This window comes from Mycobacterium parmense, from assembly GCF_010730575.1.
Lineage (GTDB): Bacteria > Actinomycetota > Actinomycetes > Mycobacteriales > Mycobacteriaceae > Mycobacterium > Mycobacterium parmense.
In genome coordinates this window covers 146,127-161,377 of record NZ_AP022614.1, presented here as the reverse complement: position 1 = coordinate 161,377, position 15,251 = coordinate 146,127, and the positions used below count along the sequence as shown (strand labels likewise).

General features: G+C 67.3%; 14 protein-coding genes. 6 read left to right on the top strand and 8 right to left on the bottom strand.

Translation table 11 applies throughout. The annotated features are described in order from the left end of the window. The first annotated feature begins 61 nt into the window (after positions 1-61). On the top strand, positions 62-667 hold the full coding sequence (locus G6N48_RS00750) for a TetR/AcrR family transcriptional regulator (protein ID WP_085269297.1): 606 nt from the start codon (positions 62-64) through the stop codon (positions 665-667). Positions 668-1,401: 734 nt separating this feature from the next. Here the strand turns inward: G6N48_RS00750 and G6N48_RS00745 are convergent. Together G6N48_RS00745 and pruA are read right to left on the bottom strand one after the other, a co-directional pair. After that, on the bottom strand, positions 1,402-2,364 hold the full coding sequence (locus tag G6N48_RS00745; protein WP_085269298.1) for a proline dehydrogenase family protein: 963 nt from the start codon (positions 2,362-2,364) through the stop codon (positions 1,402-1,404). Continuing rightward, entirely contained in the window at positions 2,364-3,995 is a 1,632-nt protein-coding gene (pruA, locus tag G6N48_RS00740; protein WP_085269299.1) for an L-glutamate gamma-semialdehyde dehydrogenase, read from the bottom strand. Before pruA ends, G6N48_RS00745 begins: the two co-directional genes overlap by 1 nt. Positions 3,996-4,078: 83 nt before the next feature. On the opposite strand from pruA, the gene G6N48_RS00735 reads away from it, so the two are divergent. From G6N48_RS00735 to G6N48_RS00720, 5 genes are all read left to right on the top strand, one after another. After that, positions 4,079-5,698, top strand: a complete 1,620-nt coding sequence (locus G6N48_RS00735) for a PucR family transcriptional regulator (RefSeq protein ID WP_085269300.1) — start codon at positions 4,079-4,081, stop codon at positions 5,696-5,698. A gap of 101 nt (positions 5,699-5,799) precedes the next feature. Beyond that, a complete protein-coding gene (stf0, locus tag G6N48_RS00730) occupies positions 5,800-6,603 on the top strand; it encodes a trehalose 2-sulfotransferase (protein ID WP_085269301.1) in 804 nt (267 codons plus the stop codon). A gap of 95 nt (positions 6,604-6,698) precedes the next feature. Continuing rightward, positions 6,699-6,830, top strand: coding sequence for a hypothetical protein (locus tag G6N48_RS28575; RefSeq protein ID WP_264049010.1), 132 nt, complete (start codon positions 6,699-6,701; stop codon positions 6,828-6,830). Positions 6,831-6,835: 5 nt separating this feature from the next. Then, positions 6,836-7,951, top strand: a complete 1,116-nt coding sequence (locus tag G6N48_RS00725; RefSeq protein ID WP_085269302.1) for a YeiH family protein — start codon at positions 6,836-6,838, stop codon at positions 7,949-7,951. A 127-nt stretch (positions 7,952-8,078) separates the two neighbouring features. Next, the gene (locus G6N48_RS00720; RefSeq protein WP_085269303.1) at positions 8,079-8,729 is read left to right on the top strand and encodes a GAP family protein; all 651 of its coding nucleotides are present in this window, start codon (positions 8,079-8,081) and stop codon (positions 8,727-8,729) included. Between the two features lie 40 nt (positions 8,730-8,769). On the opposite strand, the gene G6N48_RS00715 is transcribed toward G6N48_RS00720, so the two are convergent. The 6 genes from G6N48_RS00715 to cysC all read right to left on the bottom strand — a co-directional run bounded on the left by G6N48_RS00715 (position 8,770) and on the right by cysC (position 15,244). Further along, complete coding sequence (locus G6N48_RS00715) at positions 8,770-10,155, bottom strand: cation:proton antiporter (RefSeq protein ID WP_232066508.1); 1,386 nt, start codon at positions 10,153-10,155, stop codon at positions 8,770-8,772. Then, the gene (locus G6N48_RS00710; RefSeq protein WP_085269304.1) at positions 10,137-11,135 is read right to left on the bottom strand and encodes an HPP family protein; all 999 of its coding nucleotides are present in this window, start codon (positions 11,133-11,135) and stop codon (positions 10,137-10,139) included. Before G6N48_RS00710 ends, G6N48_RS00715 begins: the two co-directional genes overlap by 19 nt. Positions 11,136-11,216: 81 nt before the next feature. Further along, a complete protein-coding gene (locus G6N48_RS00705; RefSeq protein ID WP_232066507.1) occupies positions 11,217-12,152 on the bottom strand; it encodes a sulfotransferase domain-containing protein in 936 nt (311 codons plus the stop codon). A 753-nt stretch (positions 12,153-12,905) separates the two neighbouring features. Then, positions 12,906-13,223, bottom strand: coding sequence for a DUF6955 family protein (locus G6N48_RS00700; RefSeq protein WP_085269306.1), 318 nt, complete (start codon positions 13,221-13,223; stop codon positions 12,906-12,908). After that, the gene (gene sat / locus G6N48_RS00695) at positions 13,220-14,485 is read right to left on the bottom strand and encodes a sulfate adenylyltransferase (RefSeq protein WP_085269307.1); all 1,266 of its coding nucleotides are present in this window, start codon (positions 14,483-14,485) and stop codon (positions 13,220-13,222) included. The genes G6N48_RS00700 and sat overlap by 4 nt, the downstream gene beginning before the upstream one ends. A 66-nt stretch (positions 14,486-14,551) precedes the next feature. Next, complete coding sequence (gene cysC, locus G6N48_RS00690; protein ID WP_085269308.1) at positions 14,552-15,244, bottom strand: adenylyl-sulfate kinase; 693 nt, start codon at positions 15,242-15,244, stop codon at positions 14,552-14,554. Positions 15,245-15,251: the final 7 nt, after the last annotated feature.

The window sequence follows — 15,251 nt, the reverse complement described above, 5'->3', positions numbered from 1 at the left end:
TCACACCGGTCGCCGCTGCGTCGGCGGCTGCCGGCCCGGGTCCCGAAGGAGCGCTGGTCCCATGACGGCGGAGGCGACATCGGCCGATACCCGCGAGCTCATCGTCGAGTCCGCGTACGCATGCTTCGGCAAGCAGGGACTGCAGAAGGCGACGATCGTCGACATCGCCAAGACGGCCGGGGTCTCCCGGAGCACCATCTACGAATACTTCAGCGACAAGGCCGCCATCATCGAAGCGTGCGCCGAGCACGCCTCAGAGCGGTTCTACCGCGAGATGTCCAAGGCGATGAGCCGGGGCGGGTCGCTCGAGGACAAACTGAGTCACGCGGCGGTCTTCGTCACCCAGGCACGGCGAGTCATCGCCTCCGAGAAGTACTTCGACGAGGACGCGGTCAGCCTGTTGCTCACCAAGGACGCCGCCGTGCTGCTGCGCGAATGTGTCGACTTCTTCGCGCCCTATCTGTCCGCGGCCAAGCTCACCGGCGAGGTACGCAAGGACCTCGATGTCCAGTCCGCCGCCGAGTGGGTCGCGCGGATTCTGTTCTCTCTCTTCAGCACTCCGTCCTCGACGCTGGACATGGACGATCCCGCGGTGGCCGCGGAGTTCGTGCGGGCACACGTGGTACGCGGGTTCGCGGGCGATCGCGCGCGGCCAAGGCGTGTGTAGTCTTTGCCGGCTGCCACAGTGTGCTCTGTGGGCGTCGAAGGTGCTTTCTGGGCGTTGAGTGTGCTTTCTGGGCGTCGTTTCGGCCCGAATCCCCGCCCTACGAACACACCCAACGCCCACGATGCACACTCGACCGACGCCAAAGCCCAACACCACGGCCCGAGGCGCCGAGTGTGGAGCCGGGGCCTCGAATGTGCAACCGCGGCGTCGAGTGTGCTTTCTGGGCGTTGAGTGTGCGACCAGGGCGTCGAGTGTGCAACCGCGGCGTGGTTTCGGCCCGAATCCCCGCCCTACGAACACACCCAACGCCCACGATGCACACTCGACCGACGCCAAAGCCCAACACCACGGCCCGAGGCGTCGAGTGTGGAGCCAGGGCGCCGAGTGTGCGACCAGGGCGTCGAGTGTGCAACCGCGGCGTCGAGTGTGCGACCAGGGCGTCGAGTGTGCAACCGCGGCGCCGAGTGTGCAACCGCGGCGTCGAATGTGCAACCAGGGCGTCGAGTGTGCAACCAGGGCGCCGAGTGTGCAACCGCGGCGTCGAGTGTGCGACCAGGGCGTCGAGTGTGCGGCTACGGCGTGGTTTCGGCCCGAATCCCCGCCCTACGAACACACCCAACGCCCACGATGCACACTCGACCGACGCCGAAGCCCCGACGCCAAAGCCCCGACGCCAAAGCCGCGCCCCGACGCCAAGACCGAAGGCGCCGATCCGAGACGCGCGGCCGCGTCGTCTAGTGCCCGCGCTGCGCCAGTGCCCGCAGGAAGAAGGCCAGGTTGGCCGGGCGCTCGGCGAGACGGCGCATGAAATACCCGTACCACTGCGTGCCGAACGGCACATACACACGCACGTGATAGCCGGCAGAGGCGAGGCGCCGCTGCTCGCCGTCGCGGATGCCGTAGAGCATCTGGTATTCGAAATCGTCGACGCCGCGCCCCGACTCGCGCGCCAGCGCGGGGACCGCCTCGATGATCGCCGGGTCGTGAGAGGCCACCATCGGGTAGCCCGACCCGTTCATCAGCACCCGCATACAACGCAAGTACGAGTCGGTCACCGCGCCTGCCTCTCTGTGGGCCACCGAAGCCGGCTCGTCGTAGGCACCCTTGCAGAGCCGGATCCGTGCGCCGGTCGCGGCGAACTCTTCGCAATCGCCGAGTGTGCGACGCAGGTATGCCTGCAAAACCGTGCCCAGCCAGGGGAAGTCGACGCGCAGGTCGCGAACGATCGACAGCGTCGAGTCCGTCGTCGTGTGATCTTCGGCGTCCACCGTCACCCACACGCCGGCGCGCTGCGCGGCGTCGCAGATCGACCACGCGTTCTCCCGGGCGATCTTCTCGCCGTCGCGCTTGAGCGACTGTCCCAGCGCCGACAGCTTGACCGACACCTCCGATGGCCTAACGCGGGCACGGTCACCGCCCGAGCTCAAACCCTGGACCAGGTCGAGGTAGGCCTGGACCGCGGCGCCGGCGTCGTCGGCATCCGTGACATCCTCACCCAGATAGTCGACGCTGACGTAAAGGCCCGAATGGCGAAGGGCGGCAACGCTGTCCAGCGCCGACTCCATGGTCTCGCCGGGCACGAAACGCTGCACCACGCGACGGGTGACCGGTAGCCCTTCGGCGGCCCGGCGCAGTCCCGGTCGTCGGCCGGCGGCCAGGATGACCGGCCGCACGGTGCCGGCGAACAGCCCGGCCATCAGTCGGAGTCCATGTGCGGGTAGGTGTGCCAAGTCGCCGGGACGAACGTCTCCTTGATCGTGCGCGCCGAAGTCCAGCGGATCAGGTTCAGCACGGAGCCCGCCTTGTCGTTGGTGCCCGAACCGCGCGAACCGCCGAAGGGCTGGCGCCCGACGACCGCCCCGGTCGGCTTGTCGTTGACGTAGAAGTTGCCCGCCGCGAACCGCAGCCGTTCTTGCGCGGTCAGCACGGCCGCGCGGTCGTCGGCGATGACGGCGCCGGTCAGCGCGTAGCGCGAACCCGTGTCGATGACGTCGAGGATTTGCTCGTAGGAGTCGTCGGGGTAGACGTGCACCGACAGCAGCGGACCGAAGTACTCGGTCGCGAAGGCCTCGTCGGTCGGGTCGTCCGACAGCAACACGGTCGGCCGCACGAAGTAGCCGACGCTGTCGTCGTATTCGCCGCCGACCGCGACGGTCAAACCGGCCGCGCCTTTGGCCCGTTCGATGGCGTTGACGTTCTTGGCGAAGGCGCGTTCGTCGATCAGCGCCCCGCCGTAGTTGGTCAGATCGGTGACATCTCCGTAGCGCAGCGCGGCCGTCTCGCCCAGCAGGGTGTCGCCCATGCGGTGCCACACCGACCGCGGAATGAACGCCCGCGACGCCGCCGAGCATTTCTGCCCCTGGTAGTCGAACGCCCCTCGGATCAGCGCCGTGCACAGCACCTCCGGCCGGGCCGAGGCGTGCGCGACGACGAAGTCCTTGCCGCCGGTCTCACCGACCAGGCGCGGATAGCTGTGGTAGTCGCCGATATTCGCCCCCACCCGCTGCCACAGGCCCTGGAAGGTGGCGGTCGACCCGGTGAAGTGGATGCCGGCCAGCCGCGGATCGGCCAGCACCACATCGGAAACCGCAAAGCCGTCGCCGGTGACCAGGTTGATCACGCCGGGCGGCAAGCCCGCGGCCTCGAGCAGTTGCATCGTCAGGTACGCCGAAAGCGTCTGGGTGATCGACGGCTTCCATACGACGGTGTTGCCCATGAGCGCCGGCGCGGTCGGCAGATTGCCTGCGATCGAAGTGAAGTTGAACGGTGTGACGGCGTAGACGAAGCCGTCGAGCGGGCGGTAGTCGCTGCGGTTCCACTCCCCCGGCCCGCTGAGGGGCTGCTGCGCAAGGAGCTGGCGGGCGAACGCCACGTTGAACCGCCAAAAATCGATCTGCTCGCAGGGCGAGTCGATCTCGGCCTGGTAGACGGACTTCGACTGGCCGAGCATCGTTGCTGCCGCCAACTTTTCGCGCCACGGGCCGGCCAGCAGGGCGGCGGCCCGCAGGAACACCGCCGCGCGCTCGTCGAACGGCGTTGCCGCCCAGCTCTTTTTCGCGGCCATCGCGGCCTCGACGGCCGCGGCTGCGTCGGCGTGCCCGGCGTTGGTCAGGGTGCCCAGCCTGGCGGCGTGCCGATGCGGCTGGACGACGTCGATGCGGGCGCCGTCACCCATCCGGTGGTGGCCGGCGATAACGTGCGGGAGGTCGATCGGGTTGCCGGCCAGCGCCGCCAGTTCGGCGCTCAGTCTGGCTCGTTCCGGGGATCGGGGGGCGTAGTCGTGGACCGGCTCGTTGGCCGGGAGAGGGACCTCGGTGATCGCGTCCATGCTGCAAGGATCCTCCGCAGGGGCCGGTGTCGGATTGGCTGATCGGCCAACATGATGGCCCTGTCCTAGTAGGATCGGACAGCATGCCCGGTGTCGGATTGGGTCAGCTCCTCCTCGCGCTGGACGCCACCATGGTCAGCCTGGTGGACGCCCCGCGCGGGCTCGACCTGCCGGTGGAGTCCGCCGCCCTGATCGATTCCGACGACGTGCGGCTTGGGCTGGCGGCAGCGGCGGGCTCGGCCGACGTCTTCTTCCTGCTGGGTGTCACCGACGCCGAGGCGCTGAGGTGGGTCGACAAGCAGGCGCGCGAGCGGGTGCCCGCGGCGGTGTTCGCCAAGGAGCCGTCACACGCGCTGGTGAGACGCGCGGTCGCGGCCGGGTCCGCGGTGGTGTCGGTGGAGCCTCGAGCCCGCTGGGAACGCTTGTATCAGTTGGTGAATCACGTTCTGGAGCACCACGGCGACCGCGACGACCCGCTGGACGACTCGGGCACCGACCTGTTCGGGCTGGCGCAGTCGCTGGCCGACCGCATTCACGGCATGGTGAGCATCGAAAACGCCCAGTCTCAGGTCCTGGCCTATTCGGCCTCCGGTGACGAAGCCGACGAGTTGCGCCGCCTTTCCATCCTGGGCCGGGCCGGGCCGCCCGAACATCTGGAGTGGATCGGCCAGTGGGGCATCTTCGACGCGCTGCAGTCCGGCACCGGGGTGGTGCGCGTCGCCGAGCGCCCGGAGCTCGGTCTGCGTCCGCGGCTGGCGGTGGGCATCCACGAGCCCCCGGCGCCCGGGTCGGAGCGCGTGCGGCGCCCGCCGGTGTTCGCGGGCAGCATCTGGGTACAGCAGGGCTCGCAACCGCTGGCCGACGACGCGGAGGAGATGCTGCGCGGTGCGGCGGTGCTCGCCGCACGGGTCATGTCGCGGCTGGCGGCCAGGCCCTCGACGCACGCGCGGCGGGTGCAGCAGCTGCTCGGGCTCGCCGACTCCGAACACCCCACGCCCGCCGACGTCGCCGCCATCGCGCGCGAACTCGGTCTGGCCGCCGACGGTGTTGCGGCGCTGATCGGCTGGGACACCGAGGGTGCCGAGAACCGGGCGACCCGCCACGCCCGGCTGGCGGACGTCATGGCGTTGGGCGCCAGCGCCTTCAGCCGGGACGCTCAGGTTGCCACGCGCGGGACACGAATCTACGTGCTGCTACCCCAGACACAGATCCGCTCGGTCACCTCCTGGGCCCGCGGCACCATCGGCGCCATGCGCGCCGAGCTCGGGGTGCAGCTGCGCGCCGCCATCGCCGCTCCGGTCGCCGGCCTCGCCGGGGTCGCCGACGCGCGCGCCGAGGTGGACCGCGTGCTCGACAGCGCTGGGCGACACCCGGTTTCGATCGGCGAGGTCACGTCGCTCGCCGAGGCGCGCACCACCGTCCTGCTCGACGAGATCGTCACCCTGGTCGGCAGCGACGAGCGCTTGGTCGACCCGCGGGTGCGCGGGCTGCGCGACCAGGATCCGGTGCTGGGCGAGACGCTGCGGGTCTACCTGGACAGCTTCGGCGACATCGCCGCCGCCGCGCAGGCGTTGCAGGTACATCCCAACACGGTTCGCTACCGGGTGCGCCGGATCGAGAAGCTGTTGTCCACGTCGTTGGCGGATCCCGAAGTGCGCCTGCTGTTTTCGCTCGGCCTTCGGATCCTGGAACGGCCCGCGTAGCCGGACAAAGTCGCCGCGGCCGTCGCGCCGCAAGGGTTAACCTCAATGTGAAGCTAATGAGATGAGTTGCAACGGCTTTGCATCCGGTTAGGCTTTCTTCGGTGACCGCGAACCCGTCGTCGTACCTGGTGCTGGCTTCCCAGCGCAGCGGCAGCACGCTGCTGGTCGAATCCCTGCGCGCCACCGGCGTGGCCGGCGAACCGCAGGAGTTCTTCCAGTACCTGCCGTCCACCAGCCAGGCCCCGCAACCGCGGGAATGGTTCGCCGACGTCGAGGACGAGTCGATCCTGCGCCTGCTCGACCCGCTGGACGCCGGGACGCCCGACCTTGCGCCGCCCGAGATCTGGCGTGACTACATCCGCACCGTGGGGCGGACGCCGAACGGCGTCTGGGGCGGCAAGCTGATGTGGAACCAGACGGCGCTGTTGCGCAAGCGCGCCAAGGATTTGCCGGTGCGCAGCGGTGACGGGCTGTTGGCCGCGATCCGCGACGTCATCGGCGAGGAGCCGCTGTTCATCCACGTCCACCGGCCCGACGTGGTGTCGCAGGCGGTCTCGTTCTGGCGGGCGGTGCAGACGCGGATGTGGCGGGGCCGGCCCGACCCGGTGCGCGATGCCCGTGCGACCTACCACGCAGGCGCGATCGCGCACGTCGTCACGATGCTGCGCGCCCAGGAGGCGGGCTGGCGGGACTGGTTCGCCGAGGAGGATGTCCAACCGCTGGAGATCCCGTATCCGGTGTTGTGGCGCAACCTGACTCAGATCGTCGGCACCATCCTGGAGATGCTCGGCCTCGACCCGCGGCTGGCGCCCCATCCGGTGCTCGAGCGGCAGGCCGACCAGCGTTCCGACGAGTGGGTCGGCCGCTACCGCGCCGACGCCGAGAAATTCGGCCTGCCGACCTAGCGTCTCGCCGCGCCCGCGCGGCCTCAGCGCGGCAGCTAAATTCAGTCTGAGCCAATCACTTGGTTTGCCGAGACGGGCCGGGCGACCATTGCGTCGTGGTTGATACGGGCACATCGCAGTGGCGGGGCCGGCTGGGACGGGTCGGGGACGACTGGTGGGCGACGCTGGTGGCCGGAGCCCTCGTAGCGCTGGCCGTGCTCGGCGTTCTTCCCCGGATTCCCTGGTGACGCGGATGAGCACCCGCGTCGAAGCCGGCGAGCTGCCGGCCGAAGCCGCCTTCACCGGCGGACGGGCGATCGACTACGTGCCGGGGATCGTGCTGCTGCTGGGCGTGGGCCTGCTGGGCAAGTACGCGCAAATCTGGTGGAATTCGCTGGCCCGCCATCAGCACTGGACCGTCCCGGACATCGAATATGTGCTGTGGGCCATCGTGATCGGGCTGCTCATCACCAACACCGTCGGCCTGCATCCGATCTTCCGGCCGGGGGTGCTGACCTACCAATTCTGGCTGAAGGTCGGGATCGTGGCGTTGGGGTCGCGGTTCGTGCTCGGCGACATAGCCAAGCTCGGCGCGCTCAGCCTGGTGCAGATCCTGGTGGACATGGTGGTCGCCGGCACGATCATCATCCTCGCGGCCAGGGCCTTCGGCCTGTCCGGCAAGCTCGGCTCCCTGCTGGCGATCGGCACGTCCATCTGCGGGGTGTCCGCGATCGTGGCCGCCAAGGGGGCGATCCGTGCCCGCAACGCCGACGTCGGGTACGCGATAGCGGCAATCCTCGCCCTGGGTGCGGTGGGCCTGTTCACCCTGCCGCCCCTGGGGCACGCGATCGGCCTCACCGATCACGAATTCGGTTTGTGGGCCGGGCTCGCGGTGGACAACACCGCGGAAACCACTGCGACGGGCTACCTGTACTCCGAGCATGCCGGCAAGATCGCCGTGCTGGTCAAGTCCACGCGCAACGCGCTCATCGGTTTCGTCGTCCTGGGCTTCGCGGTCTACTGGGCCGCGCGCGGCGAAGCCGACGGGATCGCGCCCGGCGTCAAGGCCCGGGCCGCCTTCGTCTGGAACAAGTTCCCCAAGTTCGTACTCGGTTTCCTCGCGGTCTCGGCCATCGCCACCGCGGGCTGGCTGAGCAGGGGCCAGTCCGCGAACCTGGCCAACGTCTCCAAGTGGGCGTTCCTGCTGACGTTCGCCGGAGTCGGCCTGACCACCGACATCCGGCAGATCGCACGCACCGGGTGGCGCCCACTCGTCGTCGCGATCATCGGGCTCACGGTCGTCGCGTCGGTCTCGCTCGGCATCGTGTTGCTGACCTCACGCGTGTTCCATTGGGGCGTAAGCCTCTAGCCCCGGCGGTCGGGAGCGGGAAGGTAACCTGGCGCCCATGCAGAAACCTCTTCGCGCTGCGCGTGGGTAGGCGCCGGCGGGCGCCGGCGCGAGTGGACATCTGAGCGACGGGCGAGCACATCACACCATGTTGATCACCATTCTGGTGATGGCCGTCGCCGTGAGCCTGGAACCGTTCCGGATCGGCATGACCGTTGTGATGCTGCACAGACCCAGGCCGATGCTGCAGTTGCTGGCGTTTCTGTGCGGGGGGTTCGCGATGGGCATCACCGTCGGACTCGTCGTCCTGTTCGTCTTCCGGCACATCCATTTGGTGTCGACGTACTTCACGCTGCCCAGGGTTCAGATCCTCATCGGGGTGATCGCACTGGCGGCCGCCGCCGTGCTGGCAGCGACACGGGGCACCGGCCGGGAGGCCGGCCCGGGATGGCTCGCGGCGGGGGCCCAGCGGCTGCTGCAGGGCGGTTCACTGTGGGTCGCCGGCGTCGCAGGCCTCGGGATAGCGCTTCCGTCCGTGGATTACCTGGCCGCGCTGGCGGTGATCCTGGCGTCCGGCGCAGCAGCGGCCACTCAGGTCGCCACGTTGGTGATCTTCAACGTGGTGGCCTTCGCGTTGGTCGAGATCCCGCTGCTGGCCTACCTGCTGGCGCCCGATCGGACGCGAGCGTCGATGGATGCGTTGGACGGGTGGATCCGGTCACGTCGCCGCGTGGAGGTGGCCCTGCTGCTGGCGGCGGTGGGCGGTGTCCTGCTGACGGTCGGCGTGGCAAACCTGTAACCGCCCGGCAGGTTTCGACCGGGCGGGGCCGCCGACGATGCTAGGCGGGGGCGGTGCGGTCCTCGGCCGCAGTGCTGACCGCCTCGCGCGACTCACGCAGCTCGCCGTCCCCGGAAAACGATTGGGTGGCAGGCAGGGGGTCGCCGGGGCCGTCGGGTCCGCCGCTCGCCGTCTCGGGGGTCGCCTCGGAATTCAGCAGGGGCCAGCCCTTTCGCAGGACGTAGTCCAGCCACGCGCCGGCCAGCTGCGAGGTGAGCACCGCCGCCACCACCAGCGTGGTGTAGAACTTCGAGCTGATGATTCCGGCGTCGAAGGCGACGCTGGCCAGCACGATGCCCGGGCCGCCGCGGGCGTTGGTGGTGATCCCGAGGTTGATCAGCTCGAGGCCCCGGAAACCGGCGAACCGACCGGCCAGCGCGACCGACAGCATCTTCACCACGCAGGTGCCGACGATGAAGATGGCGATCATCGGCAGCGAGACACCGCGGATGAGGTCCAGCTTCAGGCCGACGATCGCGAAGTAGACCGGAATGAAGAAGGCGAAGGACACCTTGCTGATCGCGTCGATGGAGTCGTCGAAGATGTGGCGCTGGTTGTCCACCAAGGCGAATCCCGCCAGAAATGCAGCGAACACAAGGTTGACGTCGAGCGCACCGGCGACCGCGCAATACGCGAGCAGCACCGCGATGGCATAGCCCGTCGGCGAGTGCTGCGCCAGGACGTTCCAGCGGGCGGTGTTGACGAGCCGGATGGCGCGCGGGACGATCGTGAGCCCGAGCACGAAGTAGGCCACCGTGATCAGCAGATGCAGGGACATCTGTTCGGGATTCAGATGGGATCTGGCCGCGATCGACGTCGCGATGGCGAGCGCGAGCCAGAGCACGATGTCCTCGAGGACGGCGACGCCCAGGATGAGCCGCGCGAACCGGGTGTCGAGGATCTTGAGGTCGGCGAAGATCTTCGACACCACGGGCACCGATGTGACGGCCACGCCCACCGCGACGATGATGATGAGCGACAAGCGATTACCGTGCGGACCGGCGAGGCTGGGCCGGATCAGGTGGGGCCCGAAGCCCAGGCCGAGCAGGAACGGTATGCCGGTGCCCACGATGACGAGCCAACTCACCGTGCGCCGCTCGCCCTTGCCGAACAGTTGCTGCATCTCGGCGCCGGAGACGAACATCAGCAGCAACAGGCCCAGCCAGTACACGAAGCTCAGGATGTGGGTGTTGTGCCTCGCCGTGTGGATCATGTGATCGAAGAACGGAACGCGGCCGAGCAGCGCCGGTCCCAGGACGACGCCGGCCAGGATCTCTCCAACCACCTTGGGCTGGCGAAGCTTGACGAACAGATAGCCCAGCAACTGCGCCAATCCGACGAGCGCAAGCAAAACGGCTATCACCGCGGTCAGTTGGGCGTTCGACACGAGCAACTCCTCATTTCGTTGTGGGCATCCTGGCCGGTGCGGCCACGACCGGTGATCCAGCGTCGGTACAAGACGAAGGCGAGCGTCATTGCTCCCGCGCCGACCGCCACGGAGATCGGATATCTGAAACTGGGCGAATTGATGACGAGGGGAAGAAGGCCGACCGCCAGCGCGGGCGGCATGCGCAGGCGCAGGATGCGAAGCGCAACGATGCCGAACACCATCGCGCACCCGGCCGCGAGGCCGCCGCTTCCGAAGAGGCTGACGGCCAACCATCCCGCGGTCGCGGTCAGCGCGCACGCGGCCGGCAGGGCCAGCGGCTTTCGAGCCCACGGACATGTGGTGGGGTGGGCAAACATCTCGTAAGCCATCACGATCAGCGGGGGGAACACGATGAGCCGCAGACCCGAGACGGCGGCGCAGGCCGCCGCCACGGTCAGGAACGCGAAAAACGGCAGCGCCCAAGCGTTCCCGCTCGGCGGTGTTTCGAGGATGTCGTCCGTGTCGGCCACCGGCGCGCCCGCGTGCCGGTACTTGTGCCGACAATGCCGTTGCCACGGCAACAGTACGACGACCAACACGAGGAGGCTCAGCGCGACCGACACGGGATACAGCCAGCTTGTGATCCCCAGGAACAGTGGCAGCGCACCTGCCGCGATCGCCGGCGCGATGTTCGATCTCAGCGCCGCGAGAAGGAGCAGGCACAGCGTGACGACGAGAAGGACCGCCGGCACCCCGAAGGGCAACACCCGCGTGATCGCCGTCCCGATGGCTGCACCGAGGGCCGGCGTCACCACCAGCCGCGCGGGCTGACTCGCCCACTTCCCCCACGGCCGGGTCAGCGCGTCGTACGACAGCGCCGCCAGCCCGGGAAAGAATAGGTAGTGCAGCCCGTTACAGTGGGCCGCCACCATGATGTAGAGGAGGGCGACGGCCTCCATGAAGAGGCGGTCGCGCCGCACCAAGGTCTGCTCGGCCATAGTCCATGAGCTCCCGCATTGCGTCGCGGGACTCCGCTTGAGGGCGAAGTCCCGCGACATTGCAATGCCGTCCTACCGGGATCAGCCGGCCGCCGGGCTTTCGCCGGTCTCCAGCCAGTGGGCGCACTCCGCACCGAGCTTTTGCAGGGCGGCGCGGTCGAAGCGCTCCACCTGTTCGGGCCTCAGCTCGGTGCGGTGATCACGCTTGAGCCCCTTGTGGAAGAAGGCCTTGGCACTGGACATGTGCGCACCGCCGAACGGCGCCATCTTCTCCGCGCGTTCGCTCATGTAGTCGAAGGAGCAGTGCTCCACGATCACGTCCATCTGCAACGACGCGGGGTCGATGGAGAAGAACTCGGCGAGCCGCTCGATCTGGCCCCGCAGGTCGCGCTTGAGCTGTCCGTAGTGCAGCAGCAGCACGTTCGGCTCATCCTTGAGCCGCCACCAGGACCTCATGATGTCGAGCAGGTCGCAGCACTGGAATCCGTCGGTGTCGAGCCACTTGTCGAAGAACTCCTGCATGTCCTCGGGGATCACCAGAGGGGTTGGGTCGCCGGACCACTCGGCGTGGATCTTGTTGATCGTCTCCATGGTTGGCGCGGAGAAGTTGTAGAGGTAGTTGTGGAAGCTGCTCCCCAGATCCTTGCCGTTGCGGCCGACGAACACGTACCGCGCCTCGGGTGCGATCGGAAGGGCGTCGGCGGGGAGGTGGGACTTCATAACGCGCCGCTTGCCGGCCTCGCGCTGCTCGTTGAGCACTTTGAGCATGCCGGCGTGGTCGCCCCAGCTGGAGTCCAGCCATGGCGACGTGTCGGAGAGTCCGCCCTCGGGCTCCTCGCCGTTGTGCAGAATCTGCTGAACGATTCGCTGGGTCCAGGTGGTGCCGGCCTTGAACGGGTCGGCGACGACGATGTCGCCGTCGACGAAGCCGCCCTGGGCCAGAAAGTCCTCCCAAACCAGCGAGTTCGACAGGTAATCCCGCAGGACTCGGGTCGGAGCGAGAAGTTGGTTTTCCACAGTGCAGATGCCTTCCATAAAGATGTGTCGTAGGAACGTGACTCACACGTTCTGGTCAGCAACAAGACCTGATGGATCGGTTCGCAGCCGAGAAGGGCTCCGAACGCCAGCCCGCCATCCGGCAGGGCCGGGCAGGCCAAGTCGCTATTCAGTACGCCGAACGGGTCACGGGTGGTCCACCGCAACGGCCGGCGGGCCCCCTGACCTCGAGTTCTTTAGTCACACACGGCTGCGCAGCAATCGCGCAGACCGTCCGGCCCTATTTAAACTCGTGATGATCAAAAGTATGGGATGGCTAGCTGGCAACTTCCTGTACTGCGGTTGGATTCTTCCTGTCCTTTTGCCAGCAAACGCGCGCCGGATGCCCCCGCGGACCTCGCCACGAAGCTCATCGCGCGTGACGGCGCACAGGCGCTCCGGACACGTCTCGGCCCGCGAACAGCCGCCGCGCGTCGTCTGCGACCAACGCCGAATCCGGCCCGCGGCACGTCGCCACCGAAACCGCCGCTCTACAGCGCTTTTCAGCTGCCCCGCGGGCTGCCGACGGCACGCCCCCGGACCCCGGCAGCCTTAATTCCGAAGCGGCAGCGCCCGAGTGCGCTACCGAGGGCTCCTCAGACGCCCGGGGCGTGCGCCGTCCGCGAATCGACCGGACCGACACGACGAAGGCGCCGACCGGGGACTGGTGGTTGCCAATCGCCGGTCGGCGCCGGGTGGAGTCTCCTACTGTGCGGCTCCCCTACCGATGCGCCGTCAGGGTTGCGCCTCCTCGAGGAAGCGGCCCATGACCTCGGGTCCCGTCGAGTGCATGTCGATCGACAGCTCCAACAGCCTGTCCTTGGCCTTCTTGGGCAGCAGTTCGATCGACTTGGTGGTCGCCGAGTCGTATTTGGCCCCCGGGAACCGCTGCAAGACAACGTCTTTCTGCTCTTCGGTGGTGTAGATCTCGAGCAGCCGCATCCCGGCGAAGGCTTCCTTCGCCGACTCGGCCATCCCGGCCTGCTGCAGGGCGTCGAGCCTTTCCTCGTTGATCCAGACGTTGACCTTGATCTTCTTCTCGTTTTCGCTCACGAGTCCGCTCCCTCCATCTGGTTCAGCGTGAATACCGGCAGCCGGTTTTTCAGATATTCCTCGGTCACGAAGGGTGACCCCTCGCCGTGCTTTGCGGCACAGTCCATGACGACTTCGAAGACCTCGTGCCGCATCACCTTCTGCGTCGGCTTCACCTCGTCGGTCAGGATGCTCCTGATCAGGCTGCCGCTGAAGCTTTGCGACTGGGAGTCGTGACCGCACAGAGCCGAGTTGGTGACTTCCTGGCATTTCGGGCAGTACCAGTTCTCCCGCAGGAACACCGGCTTGATGCCCAACTCGCTTCGGTGCTCAGTGAGCAGATTCTGGGCGTCGTAGGGGTCGTAGAAGTCACCCACGCCGGCGTGGTCGCGCCCGAACATGTGATGGGTGCAGCCGAGGTTGGTCCGAAGGATGGCGTGGAAGATCGCCTCGCGCGGTCCCGCGTACCGCATGTCCCACAGCGTGAACGACACCATGTGGACGTTCTCGCGGAAGTACCCGCTGGTGCGCAACTCGTTCTGCGTCAGCAGAATTGCCTCGTCGATGTAGTCACCGACCCGCTTCTGGCCGATGATGGCGTTGACCAGCACGCCCGTGTTCAGGTTGTTGACCGGCATGTCCTCGTTGGCGGCCAGCCACGCCTGCTTCATCAACGCCTCGTGGCCGGTGTGCGGCACGTTCCTCGTCTGGTGGGCGACGGTATGTTTCCAGTCCCGCTCCGCCAGCGCGTCCATGTGCTGCTTAGGGGTGAGCCAGAAGTCCTTGAACGGCTCGTTGAAGACCGGCTCGTTGATGAGCGTGATGTCGCCGCCGATGAACCGGTTCTGGTAAGCAAACGTCTTCTTGACGCCCGGATGCCGTGGATCGGTTGTGCCGTAGGTCTTTTCCGCCATCCGCTCGAGGTCGTACTCGTAGACCTCGCCGACCTCGAAGATCGCCATGGGGGCACCGAGATATTCGAGGACCACGCTGCCGCCCTCTTCGATCCCGAACTTCTCGATGTCGTCCGCGGACAGGTCGAAGACGATCGGGATGCTCCACAGCGTCCCGTCCGGCAGTTGCATCTTGTCCAGGGTGCTGTCGACCTCCTGGCGCCCCATGAACCCGGTCAGCGGGGTGAAGAAACCGTAGGAGAGGCTGATCACCTCGTGTGCGGTCGCCTTACTGATCGGGACCCGCGCCATGCCCTTAATCAGAGCGGCGGCATTGTCGGTCGACACGCGTTCGACGATCGGTTTTCCGTTGTGTCCTTTGTAATTCATGTCATGTCCTCTTTTTCTCGGCTCCATGTTCTGAAGTGCCCGGCGCACCAGGGCCGGACCAGCTTTCTAGACTTCGACCATTCCTTCCCGCGCATCGTGGCTTCGGTCGAGGGCGGGGATCACGCCCACCCGCTCGAGGTGAGCGACCACTTCGGCGGCCAATGTGTCGGCATCCTTCTGACCGCCTTCGAGCCGCAACTCCGGCTGCATCGGCGCTTCATACGGATCGTCGATTCCAGTGAATCCCTTGATCTCACCGGCGCGGGCTTTCTTGTAAAGCCCTTTGGGGTCGCGCTGTTCGCACACCTCTATCGGAGTGTCGATGAATATCTCCAGAAAATCGCCGTCGTTGAGCGTGGCGCGAACCGCGTCGCGGTCACGACGGTACGGGCTGATGAAGGCCGTCAACGCGATGATGCCGGCCTCGCAGAACAGCTTCGAGACCGCGCCGATCCGCCGGATGTTCTCCTCACGGTCCTCGGCGGAGAAACCCAGACCGAACCGCTTGGCGAAGTCGGCCCCGTGCCGCTCCTCGAGGATCCCCGGGCCGGCGTTGAGCCCGAAGCGGACGTTGTCCCCGTCGAGCAGGAAGCTCCGGATGCCCCGCTCGTACAGCTTTCGTTCGACGAGGTTGGACACCGTGCTCTTGCCACTGCCGCTGAGCCCGGTAAACCAGATGACACAACCCCGGTGGCCATTGAGCTTCTCGCGATCGTCACGACTGATGTTGTGCTCGTGCCAGGTGATGTTGTTGGACATTCGTTGC

Bases quoted from the DNA above. Each gene is read 5' to 3' on its own strand.
- G6N48_RS00750 (WP_085269297.1), top strand. From the start codon at position 62: ATGACGGCGGAGGCGACATCGGCCGATACCCGCGAGCTCATCGTCGAG.
- G6N48_RS00745 (WP_085269298.1), bottom strand. From the start codon at position 2,364: ATGGCCGGGCTGTTCGCCGGCACCGTGCGGCCGGTCATCCTGGCCGCC.
- pruA (WP_085269299.1), bottom strand. From the start codon at position 3,995: ATGGACGCGATCACCGAGGTCCCTCTCCCGGCCAACGAGCCGGTCCAC.
- G6N48_RS00735 (WP_085269300.1), top strand. From the start codon at position 4,079: ATGCCCGGTGTCGGATTGGGTCAGCTCCTCCTCGCGCTGGACGCCACC.
- G6N48_RS00725 (WP_085269302.1), top strand. From the start codon at position 6,836: ATGAGCACCCGCGTCGAAGCCGGCGAGCTGCCGGCCGAAGCCGCCTTC.
- G6N48_RS00720 (WP_085269303.1), top strand. From the start codon at position 8,079: ATGTTGATCACCATTCTGGTGATGGCCGTCGCCGTGAGCCTGGAACCG.
- G6N48_RS00710 (WP_085269304.1), bottom strand. From the start codon at position 11,135: ATGGCCGAGCAGACCTTGGTGCGGCGCGACCGCCTCTTCATGGAGGCC.
- sat (WP_085269307.1), bottom strand. From the start codon at position 14,485: ATGAATTACAAAGGACACAACGGAAAACCGATCGTCGAACGCGTGTCG.
- cysC (WP_085269308.1), bottom strand. From the start codon at position 15,244: ATGTCCAACAACATCACCTGGCACGAGCACAACATCAGTCGTGACGAT.